18 protein-coding genes are annotated in these 16,670 nt (G+C 71.2%); 4 read left to right on the top strand and 14 right to left on the bottom strand.

The features are described 5' to 3' along the window. The first annotated feature begins 60 nt into the window (after window positions 1–60). Window positions 61–1,281 carry a serine hydrolase domain-containing protein gene (locus G6N64_RS18545; protein WP_163798573.1) on the top strand — a complete coding sequence of 407 codons (1,221 nt, stop codon included), beginning with the start codon at window positions 61–63 and terminating at the stop codon, window positions 1,279–1,281. A 13-nt stretch (window positions 1,282–1,294) separates the two neighbouring features. Further along, on the top strand, window positions 1,295–2,251 hold the full coding sequence (locus tag G6N64_RS18540) for a haloalkane dehalogenase (RefSeq protein WP_163798571.1): 957 nt from the start codon (window positions 1,295–1,297) through the stop codon (window positions 2,249–2,251). A gap of 25 nt (window positions 2,252–2,276) precedes the next feature. On the opposite strand, the gene nusB is transcribed toward G6N64_RS18540, so the two are convergent. Genes nusB through G6N64_RS18525 form a run of 3 tightly spaced genes read right to left on the bottom strand, consistent with a single transcriptional unit; the run spans window position 2,277 to window position 4,525 of the window. Further along, complete coding sequence (gene nusB, locus G6N64_RS18535) at window positions 2,277–2,846, bottom strand: transcription antitermination factor NusB (RefSeq protein WP_163798569.1); 570 nt, start codon at window positions 2,844–2,846, stop codon at window positions 2,277–2,279. After that, window positions 2,839–3,402 carry an elongation factor P gene (gene efp / locus G6N64_RS18530; protein ID WP_163798567.1) on the bottom strand — a complete coding sequence of 188 codons (564 nt, stop codon included), beginning with the start codon at window positions 3,400–3,402 and terminating at the stop codon, window positions 2,839–2,841. Before efp ends, nusB begins: the two co-directional genes overlap by 8 nt. Window positions 3,403–3,424: 22 nt before the next feature. After that, window positions 3,425–4,525: an aminopeptidase P family protein gene (locus G6N64_RS18525; RefSeq protein WP_163798565.1), complete on the bottom strand. Its 1,101-nt coding sequence runs from the start codon at window positions 4,523–4,525 to the stop codon at window positions 3,425–3,427. Between the two features lie 33 nt (window positions 4,526–4,558). Here G6N64_RS18525 and G6N64_RS18520 point away from each other — a divergent pair, with 33 nt between their 5' ends. Then, window positions 4,559–5,191 (top strand): B-4DMT family transporter, encoded by a 633-nt coding sequence (locus G6N64_RS18520; RefSeq protein WP_174266843.1) that lies wholly within the window; start codon window positions 4,559–4,561, stop codon window positions 5,189–5,191. Window positions 5,192–5,198: 7 nt separating this feature from the next. On the opposite strand, the gene aroQ is transcribed toward G6N64_RS18520, so the two are convergent. The 10 genes from aroQ to G6N64_RS18470 all read right to left on the bottom strand — a co-directional run bounded on the left by aroQ (window position 5,199) and on the right by G6N64_RS18470 (window position 14,854). Next, entirely contained in the window at window positions 5,199–5,639 is a 441-nt protein-coding gene (gene aroQ / locus G6N64_RS18515) for a type II 3-dehydroquinate dehydratase (RefSeq protein WP_163798563.1), read from the bottom strand. Next, window positions 5,636–6,718, bottom strand: coding sequence for a 3-dehydroquinate synthase (gene aroB, locus G6N64_RS18510; RefSeq protein ID WP_163798561.1), 1,083 nt, complete (start codon window positions 6,716–6,718; stop codon window positions 5,636–5,638). The genes aroQ and aroB overlap by 4 nt, the downstream gene beginning before the upstream one ends. Further along, entirely contained in the window at window positions 6,711–7,343 is a 633-nt protein-coding gene (locus G6N64_RS18505; protein WP_163798559.1) for a shikimate kinase, read from the bottom strand. Before G6N64_RS18505 ends, aroB begins: the two co-directional genes overlap by 8 nt. Next, window positions 7,343–8,557, bottom strand: coding sequence for a chorismate synthase (gene aroC, locus G6N64_RS18500; RefSeq protein ID WP_163798558.1), 1,215 nt, complete (start codon window positions 8,555–8,557; stop codon window positions 7,343–7,345). Before aroC ends, G6N64_RS18505 begins: the two co-directional genes overlap by 1 nt. A 54-nt stretch (window positions 8,558–8,611) precedes the next feature. Beyond that, a complete protein-coding gene (locus tag G6N64_RS18495; protein ID WP_163798556.1) occupies window positions 8,612–9,025 on the bottom strand; it encodes a prepilin peptidase in 414 nt (137 codons plus the stop codon). A 9-nt stretch (window positions 9,026–9,034) separates the two neighbouring features. Further along, on the bottom strand, window positions 9,035–9,820 hold the full coding sequence (locus tag G6N64_RS18490; RefSeq protein WP_163798554.1) for a shikimate dehydrogenase: 786 nt from the start codon (window positions 9,818–9,820) through the stop codon (window positions 9,035–9,037). 7 nt (window positions 9,821–9,827) lie between these two features. Beyond that, window positions 9,828–11,105 carry an endolytic transglycosylase MltG gene (locus tag G6N64_RS18485; RefSeq protein ID WP_163798552.1) on the bottom strand — a complete coding sequence of 426 codons (1,278 nt, stop codon included), beginning with the start codon at window positions 11,103–11,105 and terminating at the stop codon, window positions 9,828–9,830. Next, entirely contained in the window at window positions 11,098–11,598 is a 501-nt protein-coding gene (gene ruvX, locus G6N64_RS18480) for a Holliday junction resolvase RuvX (RefSeq protein WP_163798550.1), read from the bottom strand. The genes G6N64_RS18485 and ruvX overlap by 8 nt, the downstream gene beginning before the upstream one ends. Before the next feature lie 4 nt (window positions 11,599–11,602). Further along, window positions 11,603–14,299 (bottom strand): alanine--tRNA ligase, encoded by a 2,697-nt coding sequence (gene alaS / locus G6N64_RS18475; RefSeq protein ID WP_163798548.1) that lies wholly within the window; start codon window positions 14,297–14,299, stop codon window positions 11,603–11,605. A gap of 153 nt (window positions 14,300–14,452) precedes the next feature. Then, window positions 14,453–14,854 carry a secondary thiamine-phosphate synthase enzyme YjbQ gene (locus G6N64_RS18470; RefSeq protein ID WP_163798546.1) on the bottom strand — a complete coding sequence of 134 codons (402 nt, stop codon included), beginning with the start codon at window positions 14,852–14,854 and terminating at the stop codon, window positions 14,453–14,455. Window positions 14,855–14,956: 102 nt separating this feature from the next. On the opposite strand from G6N64_RS18470, the gene G6N64_RS18465 reads away from it, so the two are divergent. Further along, the gene (locus G6N64_RS18465) at window positions 14,957–15,247 is read left to right on the top strand and encodes a GlsB/YeaQ/YmgE family stress response membrane protein (RefSeq protein WP_163798544.1); all 291 of its coding nucleotides are present in this window, start codon (window positions 14,957–14,959) and stop codon (window positions 15,245–15,247) included. Between the two features lie 93 nt (window positions 15,248–15,340). Here G6N64_RS18465 and G6N64_RS18460 read toward each other — a convergent pair whose 3' ends face one another. Further along, window positions 15,341–16,663 (bottom strand): replication-associated recombination protein A, encoded by a 1,323-nt coding sequence (locus G6N64_RS18460; RefSeq protein WP_163798542.1) that lies wholly within the window; start codon window positions 16,661–16,663, stop codon window positions 15,341–15,343. Window positions 16,664–16,670: the final 7 nt, after the last annotated feature.

Below are 16,670 nucleotides of genomic sequence, written 5' to 3'. Positions count from 1 at the left end.
GATCGGCGAGAGTGGCCTCGGACACCGTCGCGCCCTGCACCGCTCGCTAGGCTGGCGCGGGTGAATCTCGACGGGAACCAGGCGTCCATTCAGGAGGTGATCGACGCCGGCCTCCTCGCCGGTGCCGTCACCCTGGTGTGGCAGGCGGGCCGCGTCCTGCAGGTCAACGAACTCGGTCACCGCGACGTCGGCGCCGGCCTCCCGATGCAACGCGACACCATCTTCCGCATCGCGTCGATGACCAAGCCCGTGACCGTCGCCGCCGCGATGGCGCTCGTTGAGGAGGGCAGATTCGCGCTGGACGACCCGGTGACCCCGTGGCTGCCCGAGCTGGCCGACGTCCGCGTGCTGGCCGACCCGAGCGGACCGCTCGACCGGACGGTCCCCGCGCGACGGCCCATCACCTTCGACGACCTGATGACCCACCGCAGCGGCCTGGCGTACGCGTTCTCGGTGGGCCCGCCGCTCAACCGCGCCTACGGGAAGCTGATGTTCCGGCAGGACCAGGACCGCTGGCTGGCCGAGGTGGCGGCGCTCCCCCTGGCACACCAGCCCGGCGACCGGATGACCTACAGCCACGCCACCGACGTCCTGGGCATCGCGGTGTCGCGCATCGAGGGCAGGCCGCTCGCAGAGGTGCTGTCGGACAGGATCTTCGGGCCCCTGGGCATGACGGACACCGGCTTCGCCGTGACCCACGAGGGTCGGCGGCGCGCCGCCACGATGTACAAGCTCGAGACCGCAGGCGCCGGTGACCCGGTGCTCCGGGACGACGCGATGGGGCCCGCTCCGGTCACGCTGCCCACGTTCTGCGCCGGCGGTGCGGGGCTGTGGTCGACGGCCGACGACTACCTGGCGTTCGCCCGCATGCTCCTGGCGGGTGGCTCGCTCGACGGCGTCCGCGTGCTGTCGCCGGAGTCGGTCGCGTCGATGCGCACCAATCGGTTGACCGACGAACAGAAGCGGGTCCCGTTCCTGGGCATGCCGTTCTGGCGCGGCCGCGGCTTCGGGCTGAACCTGTCGGTGGTCACCGACCCGGCCCAGTCCCGCCAGCTCTACGGTCCCGGTGGGCTCGGGACCTTCAGCTGGCCCGGTGCCTACGGCACGTGGTGGCAGGCCGATCCGTCGGTGGACCGCATCATGATCTACCTGATCCAGAACCTGCCGGACCTGAGCCCCGACACCGCCGCGGCAGCCGTCGCGGGCAACACGTCGATGGCGAAGATGCAGGCCGCGCAGCCCCGGTTCGTCCGCCGGACCTATCAGGCGCTCGAGGAATGACGGGGTCGCCGCGGTGAACGTGCTGAGGACTCCCGACGAGAGGTTCGCCGGCCTCCCGGGTTTCGACCACGAGCCGCACTACGTCGAGGTCACCGCGCGCGGGGTGGATCCGCTCCGCATGCACTACGTGGACGCGGGCCCACCGGACGCTCCCGTGGTGCTGCTGTTGCACGGCCAGCCGACCTGGTCCTACCTGTACCGCACCGTGATCCCCGTGCTGACCGCCGCCGGTCTCCGCGTCGTGGCGCCGGACAACGTCGGCTACGGCCGGTCCGACAAGCTCACCGAGCCGACGGACTACACCTTCGCCCGGCACGTCGAGTGGCTGACCGGTCTGGTCACCGGACTCGACCTGCGCGACGTCACCCTCGTGGTGCAGGACTGGGGTGGGCCGCTGGGGCTGAGCGTGCTGGCCCGGCACCCGGACCGGTTCGCCCGCGTGGTCGCGACGAACACGATCCTGCACACCTGCGACCCCGCACTCGCCGGCCTGCTCGCGTGGCCGCACCACGGCGTCGGTGACGATCAGGTGCTGCATGCCGAGACGCTCCTCGACTACGTGAGCTACTACCAGCGCGCCCCCGACATCACGCCGAGCTTCTTCGTCGACGCGGTGGCGGGCCCGCTCGACCCCGCGGTGCTCGCGGCCTACGACGCCCCGTTCCCGGACCGGTCCTACACGGCCGGGCTGCGGCAGATGATCGCGCTGGTACCGCTGACCCGCAACGACCCCGGTGCGGCCATCGGCCGCGCCACCATGGCCGTCCTCGAGCAGTGGGAGCGCCCGTTCCTGACCGCCTACTCCGACGGCGACCCCGCCACCCGCGGCTGGGAGACCGTGTTCCGCACCCGGGTCCCGGGGGCCCGCGACGTGACGCACCACGAGATCCGCGGCGCCGGGCACTTCGTGCAGGAGCAGCGCGGCGAGGAACTCGGCGAGGTCGTCGCGCGCTTCGTGGCCGCGACGTAGGCCGCGACGTAGGCCGCGGGCACCGCTACTGCTCGGACGGACCGCCGCGCACGGCGGCGGCCGCCGCACGGATCTGCGGCGTGACGAGCATGACCTGCCCGAGGACGCCGTTGACGAACCCCGGGGAGTCGTCGGTGGACAGCTTCTTGGCCAGTTCCACGGCTTCGTCCACGGCCACCGGCTCGGGAACGTCGTCGGCGTGCAGCAACTCCCACACCGCGACCCGCAGGATGGCGCGGTCGACGGCGGGCAGGCGCTCCAGCGTCCAGCCCTGCAGATGGGCCGAGATCAGGTCGTCGACGTGGGCGGCGTGTTCGGTCACGCCGTTCGCGACGGTCAGCGTGTACGGGTTGAGCGCCGAGATGTCGGCGTCCGTCTCGGCGAACCCCGACTGCGCCTCGGCCACCTCGGCCGCGGTCATCCCCCGGGCCTCGGCCTCGAACAGCAGGTCGATGGCCCGCTTGCGCGCCTGGTGCCTGCCGCGGTCGGGACGGCGGGCCTTGTCGTCGCTCCACTCGCCCCGGCCGGCCTGATGATCGCTGCGGTCCGATCGATTCGATCTCCCGTCGCTTCGCTCACCCGGACGGTCAGGCATTGACCCTTCCCAGGTAGTTGCCGTCACGCGAGTCGACCTTGAGCTTGTCGCCGGTGTTGATGAACAGCGGCACCTGGATCTCGGCGCCGGTCTCCATGGTGGCCGGCTTGGTGCCCGCGCTCGACCGGTCGCCCTGCAGACCCGGTTCGGTGCTGGCGACGAGGAGTTCGACGGTGACGGGGAGTTCGAGGTACAGCGGCACCCCGTCGTGGAAGGCGATCTGCACGGGCATGCCCTCGAGCAGGAAGTCGGCGAGCCTGCCGACCAGAGCCTCGGCGAGCGGGTGCTGTTCGTAGTCCTCGGAGTCCATGAAGACGAAGTCGCTGCCGTCGCGGTAGAGGTAGGTGGCGTCGCGGCGGTCGACCGTCGCAGTCTCCACCTTCACGCCCGCGTTGTAGGTCTTGTCGACGACCTTGCCCGTCAGCACGTTCTTGAGCTTGGTGCGCACGAAGGCGGGGCCCTTGCCCGGCTTGACGTGCTGGAACTCGGTGATCTGCCAGAGTTGGCCCTCGATCTGCAGGACGAGCCCGTTCTTGAAGTCTGCGGTCGATGCCACGGTGGGTGGTTCTCCTAGCTCGTTAGACGATCGCCAGTTCCTTGGGGAACCGGGTGAGTAGTTCGGGTGTATCGGTGGGTGAGTCCGGGCTGCCGACCACCAGCGTGTCCTCGATCCGGACACCGCCGCGGCCTGGCAGGTAGACACCGGGTTCCACGGTGACCGCGGAGCCAGCAAGCAGTGTACCGGCGGACGACGCGCTGATCCCCGGCGCTTCGTGGATCTGCAGGCCGACGCCGTGCCCGAGGCCGTGGCCGAAGTTCTCGGCGTGGCCGGCGTCGGCGATGACCTGCCGCGACGCGCCGTCGACATCGCTGAGCACCGCCCCCGCGCGCAGCGCCTCGCGGCCCGCGCGTTGAGCGGTCTCGACCAGCCCGTAGAGGTCCTGCTGCCACTGCGCGACCGGCGCGAGCACGAACGTGCGGGTCATGTCCGAGTGGTACCCCGCGACCAGTGCGCCGAAGTCGATCTTGACGAAGTCCCCCGCCGCGAGCGTCGCGTCGGTCGGCCGGTGGTGTGGGATCGCGGAGTTCGCACCCGCGGCGACGATGGTCTCGAACGACACGCCGTCCGCGCCGTGATCGAGCATCCGGGATTCGAGGTCGCGCGACACGTCCTTCTCGGTGCGCCCGGGGCGCAGCCCGCCCGCCGCGACGAGGTCGGCCAGGGCCGCGTCGGCCGCCTCGCAGGCCAGGCGCAGCAGCGCGACCTCGCCGGCGTCCTTGACCTCGCGTAGGGATTCGACGGTGCCCGCTGCCCGGACGAACGCGACGCCGTCACCGGCGGCCTTCTGCAGCAGTGCGAACCCGTCGACCGTGACGACGTGGCTCTCGAAGCCCAGCCTGCGCACGCCACCGGAGGCGGCGAGGCCCGCGAGGTGCGGCCCGCAGGCCCGTTCGATGACGAGCTGGGCGTCGGGGGCCTGCGCCGCCGCCTGCGTCACGTACCGGCCGTCGGTCGCCAGCACCGGCACGTCGTGGTCGGCACGAATCAGCAACGCCGCGTTCGACCCGGTGAAACCGGACAGGTAACGCACGTTGACCAGGTCCGTCACCAACATCGCATCGAGGTCGACGGCGGCCAGACGGCGACGCAACCGGTCCCTGCGGTGGGAAATCGTCACAGCGCATGACGCTACTCGCTACGCTGTCGCCTCATGAGTAAGTGGTTGCTGCGCGGACTGGTGTTCGCGGCGCTGATGGTCGTCGTCCGATTGCTTCAAGGTGCGCTGATCAACGCGTTCGAGACGCAGGCACTGCTGATCAGCATCGCGCTGGTCGTACTGTTCGCGATCGGTGCCCTGATCTGGGGTTTCTCCGACGGTCGCAGCGACGCCCGCGCCCAGGCCGACCCGGACCGGCGCAGCGACCTCGCGATGACGTGGCTGCTCGCCGGCCTCTTCGCCGGCGTCGTCAGCGGCTTCGTGTCGTGGTTCATCTCGCTCTTCTACGACAACCTGTACGCGGAGTCGATCCTCAACGAACTCACCACCTTCGCCGCGTTCACGGCGCTGGTGACGTTCGTGTTCGCGATCCTGGGCGTGGCGGTGGGCCGCTTCCTCGTCGACCGCAAGGCTCCGCCGTACAAGCGCCGCACCGAGGACGACGAGCGCGCCGACACCGACGTGTTCGCCGCAGTGGGTGCCCGTGACTACCCCGAGGACGCGAACGAGCGGGAGGGCGTCGAGTCCGCGCGCACCGAGTCGGTCACCAGCACCGTCACGCAGCCCCGCACGGCCGAGGAGTCCGGCGCCGAGCCGACCACCGACAAGGGCTACCGGCAGCCCTGAGGTCGACTCAGGCGGCCGCGGCCAGGTACCGCAGGGCCAGCAGGTAGCCCTGCACGCCCAGGCCCACCAGCACGCCGGTGGCCACCGCACTCAGGTAGGAGTGGTGCCGGAACTCCTCCCGGGCGTGCACGTTCGAGATGTGCACCTCGAGGAGCGGCGCCGTGAGTTCCGCGCACGCGTCGCGCAATGCGATCGAGGTGTGGGTGAGCGCTCCCGCGTTGAGGATGACGGCCTCGCCCGCATCCGCCGCGTCGTGGATCCACCCGAGCAGGTCGGCCTCGCTGTCGGACTGACGCACCCGCACCGTCAGCCCCAGTTCGGCGGCCTCCCCCTCGATCAGGGCGACGAGGTCGTCGTGGGTGGTCGTGCCGTACACGGCGGGTTGGCGGCGGCCGAGCCGTCCGAGGTTCGGGCCGTTGATGACGTTGACGGTCGCGGCGGTGGTCACTGGCGGGTTCCGATCTCCGAGTACGCGGCTGCGACGAGGGCAGGATCCGGCCCCTCGAGCCTGCCGGGCTTCGCCAGCCCGTCGAGGACGACGAAGCGCAGCATCCCGGCGCGGTTCTTCTTGTCCCCCGCCATGTACTCCAGCAACTGCGGCAGCGCGTCGGCGTCGTAGTCGATCGGTAGGCCCAGCGAGGTCAGGACCGTCCGGTGCCGGTCGGCCGTCTCGTCGTCGAGCCGGCCCGCGAGGCGACCCAGTTCGGCCGCGAACACCAGGCCCACCGACACCGCGGCACCGTGCCGCCACTTGTAGCGTTCGCGGCGCTCGATGGCGTGGGCGAGGGTATGGCCGTAGTTCAGGATCTCGCGGAGTGCGGACTCCTTCTCGTCGGCGGCGACCACCTCCGCCTTGACCGCGATGGCGCGACGGATCAGTTCGGGCAGCACTGTTCCGGCCGGATCGAGTGCCGCCTGCGGGTCGGCCTCGATGAGGTCGAGGATCACCGGGTCGGCGATGAAGCCGGCCTTCACGATCTCGGCCATCCCCGCGATGATCTCGTTGCGCGGCAACGTCTCCAGGGTCGCCAGGTCGACCAGCACCGCCAGCGGCTGATGGAACGCGCCGACGAGGTTCTTGCCGGCGTCGGTGTTGATCCCGGTCTTGCCACCGACCGCGGCGTCGACCATGCCGAGCAGCGTGGTCGGGACGTGCACTACGTCCACTCCGCGCAGCCACGTCGCCGCGGCGAAGCCGGCGACGTCGGTGGCCGCTCCCCCGCCGAGGCTCACCACGGCGTCCCTGCGACCGATGCCGATGCGCCCCAACACTTCCCAGATGAAGCCGAGGACCGGGAGTTCCTTGCCCTCCTCGGCGTCCGGGATCTCGACGCGGTGGGCGTCGACCCCGTTGTCCGCCAACGCACTTCGGACGGCCTCGGCCGTCGCGGCGAGCGTGGGCTGGTGCAGGATGGCGACCCTGTGCCGGCCGTCGAGCACCCGCACGAGGTCACCGAGCAGTCCGGTGCCGATGACGACGGGGTAGGGCCGGTCGACCAGGACGTCGACGGTCACGGGTTCAGTCATTGCGCGCTTCCGCTCGACGGGCCAGCGCCGCGGGACTCGGCGGCGACTCGCTGGTGGGACCAGGGTTGAGGACGGTGGGCAATCGACGCCAGGCCGACCTGCGGCGGCGCCGCTGCGACGACTCCATGCAGTCCAGGCGGTGCACGACGTGGCGCACGACGGCACCGGGGTTGCGCCGGTTGGTGTTGACCCGCATGGTGGCCACCTGGCGGAACAGCGGCACCCGCTTCGCCATGAGCGCGCGGTACAGCGCGTCCGGGTCGTCGCCCTCGAGCAGCGGCCGCCCACCACCGGAGGTGCGACGCACGCCTTCGGACACGTTGATCTCGAGGTAGATCACGGTGTGACCCGCCAGCGCCTCGCGCACGGCGGGAGACGTCACCGCGCCGCCGCCGAGGGAGAGGACGCCGTCGTGCTCGGCCAGCGCCGTGCGCACCACGTCGGCCTCGATGCGACGGAACTCCTGCTCCCCGTCGAGGAAGATCTCGGCGATGGTGCGGCCCGTCGTCTCCACGATCTTGGCGTCGGTGTCGAGCAGCGGCACCCCGAGCGCCTTCGCCAGGCGACGGCCGATCGTGGACTTGCCCGATCCGGGCATGCCCACGAGAACGGCCCGGGGCGCCATCAGCCCAGCGCCGCCGCGGTATCGGCGTGCCGGCCCGCGCCGCGCGCCGCGATCGCGGCGAGGTAGCCCTCGACGTTGCGGCGCGTCTCGGTGAGCGAGTCGCCACCGAACTTCTCCAGCGTCGCGCGGGCGAGGACCAGCGCGACCATCGTCTCGACGACGACGCCCGCGGCGGGCACGGCGCACACGTCCGAGCGCTGATGGATGGCGACGGCCTCGTCGCCGGTGGTCATGTCGACGGTGGCCAGGGCGCGCGGCACCGTCGAGATCGGCTTCATCGCGGCGCGCACCCGCACGGCCTGACCGTTGGTCATGCCGCCCTCGAGGCCACCGGCGCGGTTGGTGGAGCGCAGCACGCCGTCGGGGCCGGGATAGATCTCGTCGTGGGCGACGCTGCCGCGGCGGCGAGCGGTCTCGAACCCGTCGCCGATCTCCACCCCCTTGATGGCCTGGATGCCCATCACCGCGGCGGCGAGCTGGCTGTCCAGCCGGCTGTCGCCGCTGGTGAACGAGCCCAGACCGACGGGCAGCCCGTCGGCCACCACCTCGACGACGCCGCCGAGGGTGTCGCCGTCCTTCTTGGCGGCTTCGATCTCCACGATCATGGCTTCCTCGGCGGCCTTGTCGTAGGCGCGCACAGGGCTGTCGTCGATCGCGGCGAGGTCTTCGGGCCGCGGGGGCGGGCCGTCGTAGGGTGCGGACGCCCCGATGGAGACGACGTGGGACAGCACCTCCACGCCGAGCGCCTGCCGCAGGAAGGCCCGCGCGAGGGTGCCTGCGGCCACGCGGGCCGCGGTCTCGCGCGCGCTCGCCCGTTCGAGCACCGGGCGCGCGTCGTCGAAGCCGTACTTCAGCATGCCCGCGTAGTCGGCGTGGCCGGGGCGGGGACGCGTGAGCGGGGCGTTGCGTGCGACGTCGAGATCGGCGGCGTCCACCGGATCGGGCGCCATCACCGTCTCCCACTTGGGCCACTCGGTGTTGCCGATCTGGATGGCGATCGGCCCGCCGAGCGTGACGCCGTGCCGGACGCCGGCGAGGATGGTCACCTCGTCGGCCTCGAACTTCATCCGCGCACCGCGGCCGTAGCCGAGCCTGCGTCGTTTCAGCTCACCGGCGATGTCGTCGGACGTGACGTGGACGCCAGCGACCATGCCCTCGACGACGGCCACCAGAGCTCGGCCGTGTGACTCACCCGCAGTAGTCCATCGCAACACGCGTCCCAGTCTCCCACGCGGGGCGGGGCCGGGCGAAAACCGCGCCTCGTACGGCTACAGCGCCAGCGCGATCGCGCCCGCGGTGGCCAGACACATCGACGGTCCGTGCGGCAGCGCTCGGCGGCGCAGCAGGAGGCCGGCGACGGCGGTCAGCACGGGCGCGAGGAGGGCGGCCATCGTCCACGCGTCCGCGCCGCACCAGCCGCTGAGGGCCCCCACCCCGAGGGCCAGCTTGACGTCCCCGGCGCCCATGCCCGCGGGTGCAGCCAGGTGCACCACCAGGTAGAGCGCGGCGAGGCCTGCCGCACCCGCGAGTGCGGCGGTCCCCCGGCCGTCGACCGTCGCGAGGACCAGGGCGGCCGCGGCGCCGGGCAGCGTCAGGAGGTTCGGCAGCCGGCGCGATCGAAGGTCGTGCACGGTCAGCGCCACCAGCCAGCACGCCGCCGCGATCGCTCCGGCCACCCCCATCCTCGAAGGCTAAGGCCCCGAGAGTGCCGCTCTCATCACCTCTTTGGGGGCAGGCATCCCGGTGAACCGCTCGACCTGCGCGAACGCCTGGTGCAGCAGCATCTCCAGCCCACCGGTGACGCGACCGCCGGCCTCCTCGACCGCCGCGGCGAGCGGGGTCGGCCACGGGTCGTAGATGGCGTCGAGCAGCAGCGGCACGCCCGCGATCGAGGGCGCGTGCAGGGCGGCGACGTCGGCGGGAATGGTGCTGACCACGACGTCCACCTCGCGCAGCGGCGTGCCGAGTTCGACCCACGAGACGGCCACGCCGAGACGGTGCCCCAGCGACAGGATCGGGGTGGCGCGGTCGCGGTCGCGTGAGACGACGACGACCTCGGTCACGCCGAGTTCGGCGAATGCGGCGACGGCGGCGGGGGCGGTGCCGCCGGAACCGATGACGGCGGCCGTCCCGGACACGGTCCCCAGTGCGCCCGCGACCCCGTCGACGTCGGTGTTGTCGGCCAGCCACCCGGTTCCGGTGCGCACCAGCGTGTTCGCCGAACCCACCAGCTCGGCCCGCTCGGTGCGCTCGTCGGCGACGGCCAGCGCGGCGAACTTGCCGGGCATGGTGACCGAGACGCCCACCCACTCGGGACCGAAACCGTGCACGAGACCCGGCAGTTCGTGGGCCGGGCACTCGATGCGGTCGTAGGTCCAGTCGGTCAGTCCCAGCGCCCGGTACGCGGCGAGGTGCAGCTGCGGTGAGCGCGAGTGCGCGATCGGCGAGCCCAGGACCGCAGCCCGGCGAGCAGACATCGACCGGCTACCGGGCGCTGTCCAGCACGCCGTTGCGTCGGGCCACCTCGATGTTGGCGAGGTGCTGCGGGTAGTCGCGGGTGAACAGGGTGGTGCCCTGCATGTCGACGGTCACGAAGAACAGCCAGTCGCCCGGCTCGGGCTTCTCCGCCGCCGCCAGCGCCGGCTGACCGGGCGAACAGATCGGCGTCGCGGGCAGACCCTCGCTGGCGTAGGTGTTCCACGGCGTGACCCGCCCGCGGTCGACGTCGGTGGTCGCGACCTCCTGGCGGTCGAGCGCGTAGTTCACCGTCGAGTCGAACTCGAGCCTGCGGTGCGTCGGGTCGTTGAGGCGGTTGTAGATGACGCGTGCCACCTTGGCGAAGTCGTCGGGCAGCGACTCCTTCTGCACCAGCGAGGCAACGATGAGGATCTCGTAGGGCGACAGGTTGCCCGCCACCCCGGCGTCGAGGAGTCCGCTCTGCTCGTACGTGGCGACGCTCGACGCGACCAGCGTCGAGAGGATCTCCGGAGCCGACGCCGACGGGTTCACGTTCCACGTCCCGGGGGCGATGAGGCCCTCGATGCGGCGGTGATCGGCGCCGAGCGCGACGATCGGCTGCATGGCCCACTCGGGGATGGACAGCTCGCTGGGAAGCGCGGTGGCCGCGGCCTTCTCGAGGTCGTCGGCCGACACGCACCGCTGACCGCCGTCGAGGTCCACGCAGGTGGCCTGCGAGATCAGGGTGAAGATGCCCTCGGTCACCGCGTTGGTCTTCACGTCGGCGATGTCGTCGAGTTGCCTGCCCTCGGGGATCACCAGCCGGCCGACGCGGCTCGCCGGGTCGGCGAGCCGCTTGACCGCGTCGGCGGCGGGGATCTCGGTGCGCACCTTGTAGAACCCCGGCTGGATCGAGGAGATCGCCGAGTTGCCGGAGGCGGCCGACACGAACGTCGACGCGTTGGCGACCACGGTGGCGTTCGCGAGCGTCTGACCGATGGCGGTGGTCGAGTCGCCGCTGTTCACCTCGATGACGACGTCCTGCACGCCGCCGCCCTGGTAGTCGTCACCGGTACCGAACACGCCGTGCCACAGTCGCGACCCGAGGAAGACCGCACCGACGACGACCACGACGAGCGCCGCGACCGAGAAGGCGGTGACGTTGCGGCGTCTGCGCTTGTTGCGGGCGGCCCTGGCGCGCTCGGTGCGGCTCATCCCACGCCGCGGCGCACCCACCGCCTCGGGCTGCGGACGCTCCTGCGGCCAGTCCTCGACCTGCTCGCGGTACCCGCCGTCGTCAGTCATCGGCGGCACCCCCGCGCGGGGTCAGCAGGTGGCGTCGCTGATCCAGCCAGTTCTGCAGGATGCCCACGGCGGCGGCTTGGTCGATCATCGCCCTCTGTCCCTTCGCCCGCACCCCTGCGTCACGCAGTGAGCGCTGTGCGGTCACGGTCGTCAATCGTTCGTCGGTCAGCCGCACCGGGGTGGGCGCGAGGCGCGCGGCGAGCGCGTCCGCCACCGCCACCGCGTCGTGCGCCGACGAGCCGGCCCGGTCGGCCAGGGTGCGTGGGAGGCCGACGACCACCTCCACGACCTCGAGTTCGTCGGCGATCCGGGCGATACGCCGAATGTGCTTGTCGCCCTTGTCCCGTCGCACCGTCTCCACGGGAGTCGCGAGGATCCCGTCGGGGTCGCTCGTCGCGACGCCGATGCGCACGGTGCCGACGTCGACGCCGAGCCGTCGGCCGCGTCCGGGGTCGGAGTCCCCGGGGCGATCGGGCTGGCGGTCGTCGGTCACCCAGTCAGCTCCGGCCCAGCTCGGCGCGCACGGCCGCCAGTGCAGCGTCGATGCCGGACGCACCGCTGCCGGACCCCTGCGCCAGGTCGGCCTTGCCGCCGCCGCGGCCGTTGACCGCCGAGCCGAGCACCTTGACCAGATCGTTGGCGCTGACCCCGAGGTCCTGCGCGGCGGGGTTGACCGCGACCACGTACGGCACGGTGTCGTTCTCGCCCTCCGCGATGAGCGCGACCACTGCGGGATCGGAGCCGAGTTTGCCGCGGACGTCGCCGACGAGGCTGCGGAGGTCGGCGGCCGAGATGCCGCCGGCCATGCGCTGTGCCACGAGACGGACCCTACCGACCGACTCAGCTCCCGCGGCGGCGTTTCCGGCCGCGGCGCGAGCCGACGCCAGCCGTGCGCGATCGAGTTCCTTCTCGGCGGCGCGGAGCCGTTCGACGAGGTTCGCGACCCGCGCGGGCACCTCGTCGGAGGACACCTTGAGCGAGGACGCGAGGCCCGCCATCAACGCCCGCTCCTTGGCGAGGTACTTGAACGAGTCCAGCCCGACGTAGGCCTCGACGCGCCGGACGCCGGAACCCACCGACGACTCGCCGAGGATGGTGACGGGGCCGATCTGCGCGGAGTTGTGGACGTGGGTGCCGCCGCACAGCTCGATCGAGAACGGGCCACCGATCTCGACGACGCGCACCTCGTCGGGGTAGTTCTCGCCGAACAGCGCCATCGCGCCCATCGCCTTGGCCGTCTCGAGTTCGGTGTTGAAGGTGTTCACCGCAAAGTCCGCCTCGACGGCCTCGTTGGTGACCTCTTCGATCCGGGTCTTCTGGTCGTCGGACAGCGCGCCCTGCCAGTTGAAGTCGAAGCGCAGGTAACCCGGCCGGTTCAGCGAGCCCGCCTGTACCGCGTTGGGGCCCAACACCTGTCGCAGCGCGGCGTGCACCATGTGGGTGCCGGAGTGGCCCTGCGTGGCACCGTGGCGCCACTTGGCGTCGACGGCCGCGGTCACGGTGTCGCCCTCGACGAACTCGCCGGACTCGACGGTGACCCGGTGCACCCAGATGGTCTTGGCGATCTTCTGCACGTCGGCCACCGCCGCCCGCGCCGCCCCGCTCGCACCGGTACCCGAGATGGTGCCGGTGTCGGCGATCTGACCGCCGGACTCGGCGTACAGCGGGGTGCGGTCGAGCACCAGCTCGATGCGGTCGGCGGCCTGCGCCTCGGCGCCATGGGCCACCACGGGCACCCGACGTCCGTCGACGAAGATGCCGAGAATGCGGGCTTCCGAGGTCAGTTCGTCGAAACCGGTGAACTCGGTCGGTCCCGCGTCGACGAGTTCGCGGTAGGCGCTCAGGTCGGCGTGCGCGTGCTTGCGCGCGGCGGCGTCGGCCTTGGCGCGCTGACGCTGCTCGGCCATGAGGCCGCGGAACCCCTCCTCGTCGACCGACAGACCCGACTCGGCGGCCATCTCGAGGGTCAGCTCGATCGGGAAGCCGTAGGTGTCGTGCAGCGTGAAGGCGTCGGTGCCGGACAGCACCGACGAACCGGCGGTCCTGGTGGCGCCGGCGGCATCGGAGAACAGCTTCGACCCCGAGGTGAGCGTGCGGTTGAACGCCGTCTCCTCGGCGACGGCGATCCGCTGGATGCGGTCGAAGTCGGTGACCAGTTCGGGGTAGGACGGCCCCATCGCGTCGCGGACGCAGGCCATCAGGTCGCCGACGATCGGGGTGTCGATGCCGAGCAGCTTCGCCGAGCGGATCACCCTGCGCAGGAGGCGGCGAAGGACGTAGCCGCGGCCGTCGTTGCCGGGGCTGATGCCGTCGCCGATGATGATCGCCGCGGTGCGGACGTGGTCGGCAATGACGCGGTACCGCACGTCGTCGTCGTGGTTGCCCGCCCCGTAGCCGCGCGGCGCGATGCTCGCGACGAGGTCGATGACGGGACGGACGAGGTCGGTCTCATAGACGTTGTCGACGCCCTGCAGCAGGCACGCCACCCGCTCCACGCCCATGCCGGTGTCGATGTTCTGGCGCGGAAGCGGGCCGAGGATCTCGAAGTCCTCCTTCGAGGTGCCCTCTCCGCGCTCGTTCTGCATGAAGACGAGATTCCAGATCTCTATGTAGCGGTCCTCGTTGGCCTCCGGCCCGCCGTCGACGCCGTACTCCGGTCCGCGGTCGACGTAGATCTCCGAGGACGGACCGCACGGTCCGGGGATGCCCATCGACCAGTAGTTGTCGGCCTTGCCGCGACGCTGGATGCGCTCCAGTGGCAGCCCGGCGACCTCCTGCCACAGGGCGATGGCCTCGTCGTCGTCGAGATATACCGTGGCCCATAGCTTCTCGGGGTCGAAGCCGTAGCCGCCCTGGTCCTGCGGATTGGTCAGCAGGGTCCACGCGAACTCGATCGCGCCCCGCTTGAAGTAGTCGCCGAACGAGAAGTTGCCGGCCATCTGGAAGAACGTGTTGTGCCGGGTCGTGATGCCGACCTCGTCGATGTCGGGGGTGCGGATGCACTTCTGCACGCTGACCGCACGGTCCCACGGCGGCGTCCTGGCGCCGAGAAAGAACGGCACGAACTGGACCATGCCCGCGTTGACGAACAGCAGGTTGGGGTCGTCGAGGATGACCGATGCGCTGGGCACCTCGGCGTGTCCCGCCTTCACGAAGTGATCGAGGAAGCGCTTCCTGATCTCGTGTGTCTGCACGTGCTGCGTCCTTAGCTGGTCGTGAGCCTGGCCGGTGACCCCTCGGGGGTCCTGCGGATCTGCGTCGATGCCTCTCGACCGCATCACAGTACCGGTCGGCCCGGGCCGGCTCCGGCACCGTCCGCGAGCCCGCGTGGTGGCGGACGGGGCAGGTCAGCCGCTGACGAAGCTGAGCCGGACCGAACGTCGCGGGTTGTCCCGGTTGAGGTCGACCAGCACCACGCTCTGCCACGTGCCCAGGAGGGGCTCGCCGTCGGCGACCGGCACGCTGATCGACGGCGCGACGATCGCCGGCAGCACGTGATCGGCGCCGTGCCCCGGGGAGCCGTGCGAGTGCCGGTATCGCTCGTCGCGCGGCAGGAGTCGCTCGAGGGTGTCGACCAGGTCGTCGTCCGACCCGGCCCCCGTCTCGAGGATGGCGACGCCGGCCGTCGCGTGCGGGACGAACACGTTGCACAGTCCGTCGCCGCGACCGGCGCAGAACGACCTCACCTCGTCGGTGAGGTCGACCGTTCGCCGTCGTCTGGTGTCTACGTCGAGTACCTCGCTCTGCACCCTTGCGAGCCTACGTTCGGCACTCGGTTTGACGCCGCCGTTTATTTTCGCGTCGCAAGGGTATTTCTCTTCCACTCAATTCTCGAGCGAAAGCGAAGACCAATGACTCCCACAGGCATCATCATCACGATTCTCATCGGCGTCGTGGTAGGCGTTCTGGGCCGTCTCGTCGTCCCCGGCAGACAGCCCATCGGCTTCTTGGTCACGATCCTCGTCGGCATCGTCGCGGCGTTCATCGGCGCGTGGTTGGCCCCGAAGCTTGGGATTCCCACGGGGACGAGCGGACCCATTGACTGGATTCTGCTTCTGGTCCAGGTCGTCATCGCGGCCATCGGCGTCGCGATCGCGGCCGCGGTGATGGGCCGTCGCAGGACCGGTACGTTGCGCCGCTAGGCCCCACCCCACCCCATCGAGACTGCGGGGAGATCGTGAATCCGGCCGGGATCACGATCTCCCCGCAGTTTCGTTGTGTCCGCGTCCGTTCGTCTAGCCCCGCCGCCGGCGGATGATCGCGCGCAGCTTGTCGAGCCGGCCGCCGATTTCGCGCTCGGCACCGTGGGTGGTCGGCCGGTAGTAGTCCACGCCCACCAGTTCGGTGGGCGGGTACTGCTGCGCCACGACGCCGTCGGGGTCGTCGTGCGGATACGAGTAGCCCTGCGCGTTGCCGAGTTTCGCAGCCCCCGAGTAGTGCCCGTCGCGTAGATGCGGCGGGACGAGACCCGCCTTGCCCGCCCGGATGTCGCCCATCGCGGCGGCCAGCGCAGTGGTGACGGCGTTCGACTTCGGTGCGCTCGCCAGGTGCACGGTGGCGTGGGCCAGCGTCAGCTGCGCCTCGGGCAGACCGATCAGCTGCACCGTCTGCGCGGCGGCGACGGCGGTGGGCAGGGCGGTGGGGTCGGCCATGCCGACGTCCTCGCTGGCGAGGATCATCAGCCGCCGCGCGATAAACCTCGGGTCCTCCCCCGCGGTCAGCATCCGGGCCAGGTAGTGCAGCGCGGCGTCGACGTCGGATCCGCGGATCGACTTGATGAACGCGCTGACGACGTCGTAGTGCTGGTCGCCGTCGCGGTCGTAGCGGACGGCCGCCTTGTCCAGTGATTGCTCGATGACCTCCACGGTGACGTGATCGCCCGCCTCGGACGCCACCTCCAGCGCGGTCAGCGCCCGGCGCGCATCGCCCGCGGCCAGCGACACCAGCAGTTCGACGGCGTCCTCGTCCACGGCGACCCGACCGCCCAACCCACGTGAATCGGCGATGGCGCGCCGCACGACACTTCGCACCGCGTCCGCGCCCAGCGGTTGGAGCTGCAGGATCAACGACCGGGACAGCAGCGGGGCGACCACCGAGAACGACGGGTTCTCCGTCGTGGCCGCGACCAGGAGGACGATGCGGTTCTCGACGGCGGCGAGCAGCGCGTCCTGCTGGGTCTTCGAGAAGCGGTGCACCTCGTCGATGAACAGCACCGTCTGCTGGCCGCGCAGCAGCGCCACGCGGGCCTGCTCGACGACCGCCCGGACCTCCTTGACACCCGCGGTCAGGGCGGACAGCGCCTCGAAGCGCCTACCGGTCGCGCCGGAGATCAGTGACGCCAGCGTGGTCTTCCCCGTGCCGGGTGGGCCGTACAGGATCACCGACGCCGCGCCTGATCCCTCGACGAGACGGCGCAGCGGCGACCCCTGCTTGAGCAGGTGGTCCTGGCCGACGACCTCGTCGAGGCCCGCGGGCCGCATCCGGACGGCCAACGGACTGGACGCGGTGACGCCCGGGTTCGGCTCGGGGACCGGGTCGTCGAACAGTCCGTCGGACACGGGTTCT

This window comes from Mycolicibacterium sediminis (genome assembly GCF_010731735.1).
GTDB lineage: Bacteria > Actinomycetota > Actinomycetes > Mycobacteriales > Mycobacteriaceae > Mycobacterium > Mycobacterium sediminis.
The sequence above is the reverse complement of the archived record's forward strand: the minus strand, read 5'-3'. Positions and strand labels throughout refer to the sequence as shown.

Bases quoted from the DNA above. Each gene is read 5' to 3' on its own strand.
- nusB (WP_163798569.1), bottom strand. From the start codon at position 2,846: ATGCCTGACCGTCCGGGTGAGCGAAGCGACGGGAGATCGAATCGATCG.
- G6N64_RS18520 (WP_174266843.1), top strand. From the start codon at position 4,559: ATGAGTAAGTGGTTGCTGCGCGGACTGGTGTTCGCGGCGCTGATGGTC.
- aroB (WP_163798561.1), bottom strand. From the start codon at position 6,718: ATGACTGAACCCGTGACCGTCGACGTCCTGGTCGACCGGCCCTACCCC.
- G6N64_RS18505 (WP_163798559.1), bottom strand. From the start codon at position 7,343: ATGGCGCCCCGGGCCGTTCTCGTGGGCATGCCCGGATCGGGCAAGTCC.
- G6N64_RS18495 (WP_163798556.1), bottom strand. From the start codon at position 9,025: ATGGGGGTGGCCGGAGCGATCGCGGCGGCGTGCTGGCTGGTGGCGCTG.
- G6N64_RS18490 (WP_163798554.1), bottom strand. From the start codon at position 9,820: ATGTCTGCTCGCCGGGCTGCGGTCCTGGGCTCGCCGATCGCGCACTCG.
- G6N64_RS18485 (WP_163798552.1), bottom strand. From the start codon at position 11,105: ATGACTGACGACGGCGGGTACCGCGAGCAGGTCGAGGACTGGCCGCAG.
- G6N64_RS18465 (WP_163798544.1), top strand. From the start codon at position 14,957: ATGACTCCCACAGGCATCATCATCACGATTCTCATCGGCGTCGTGGTA.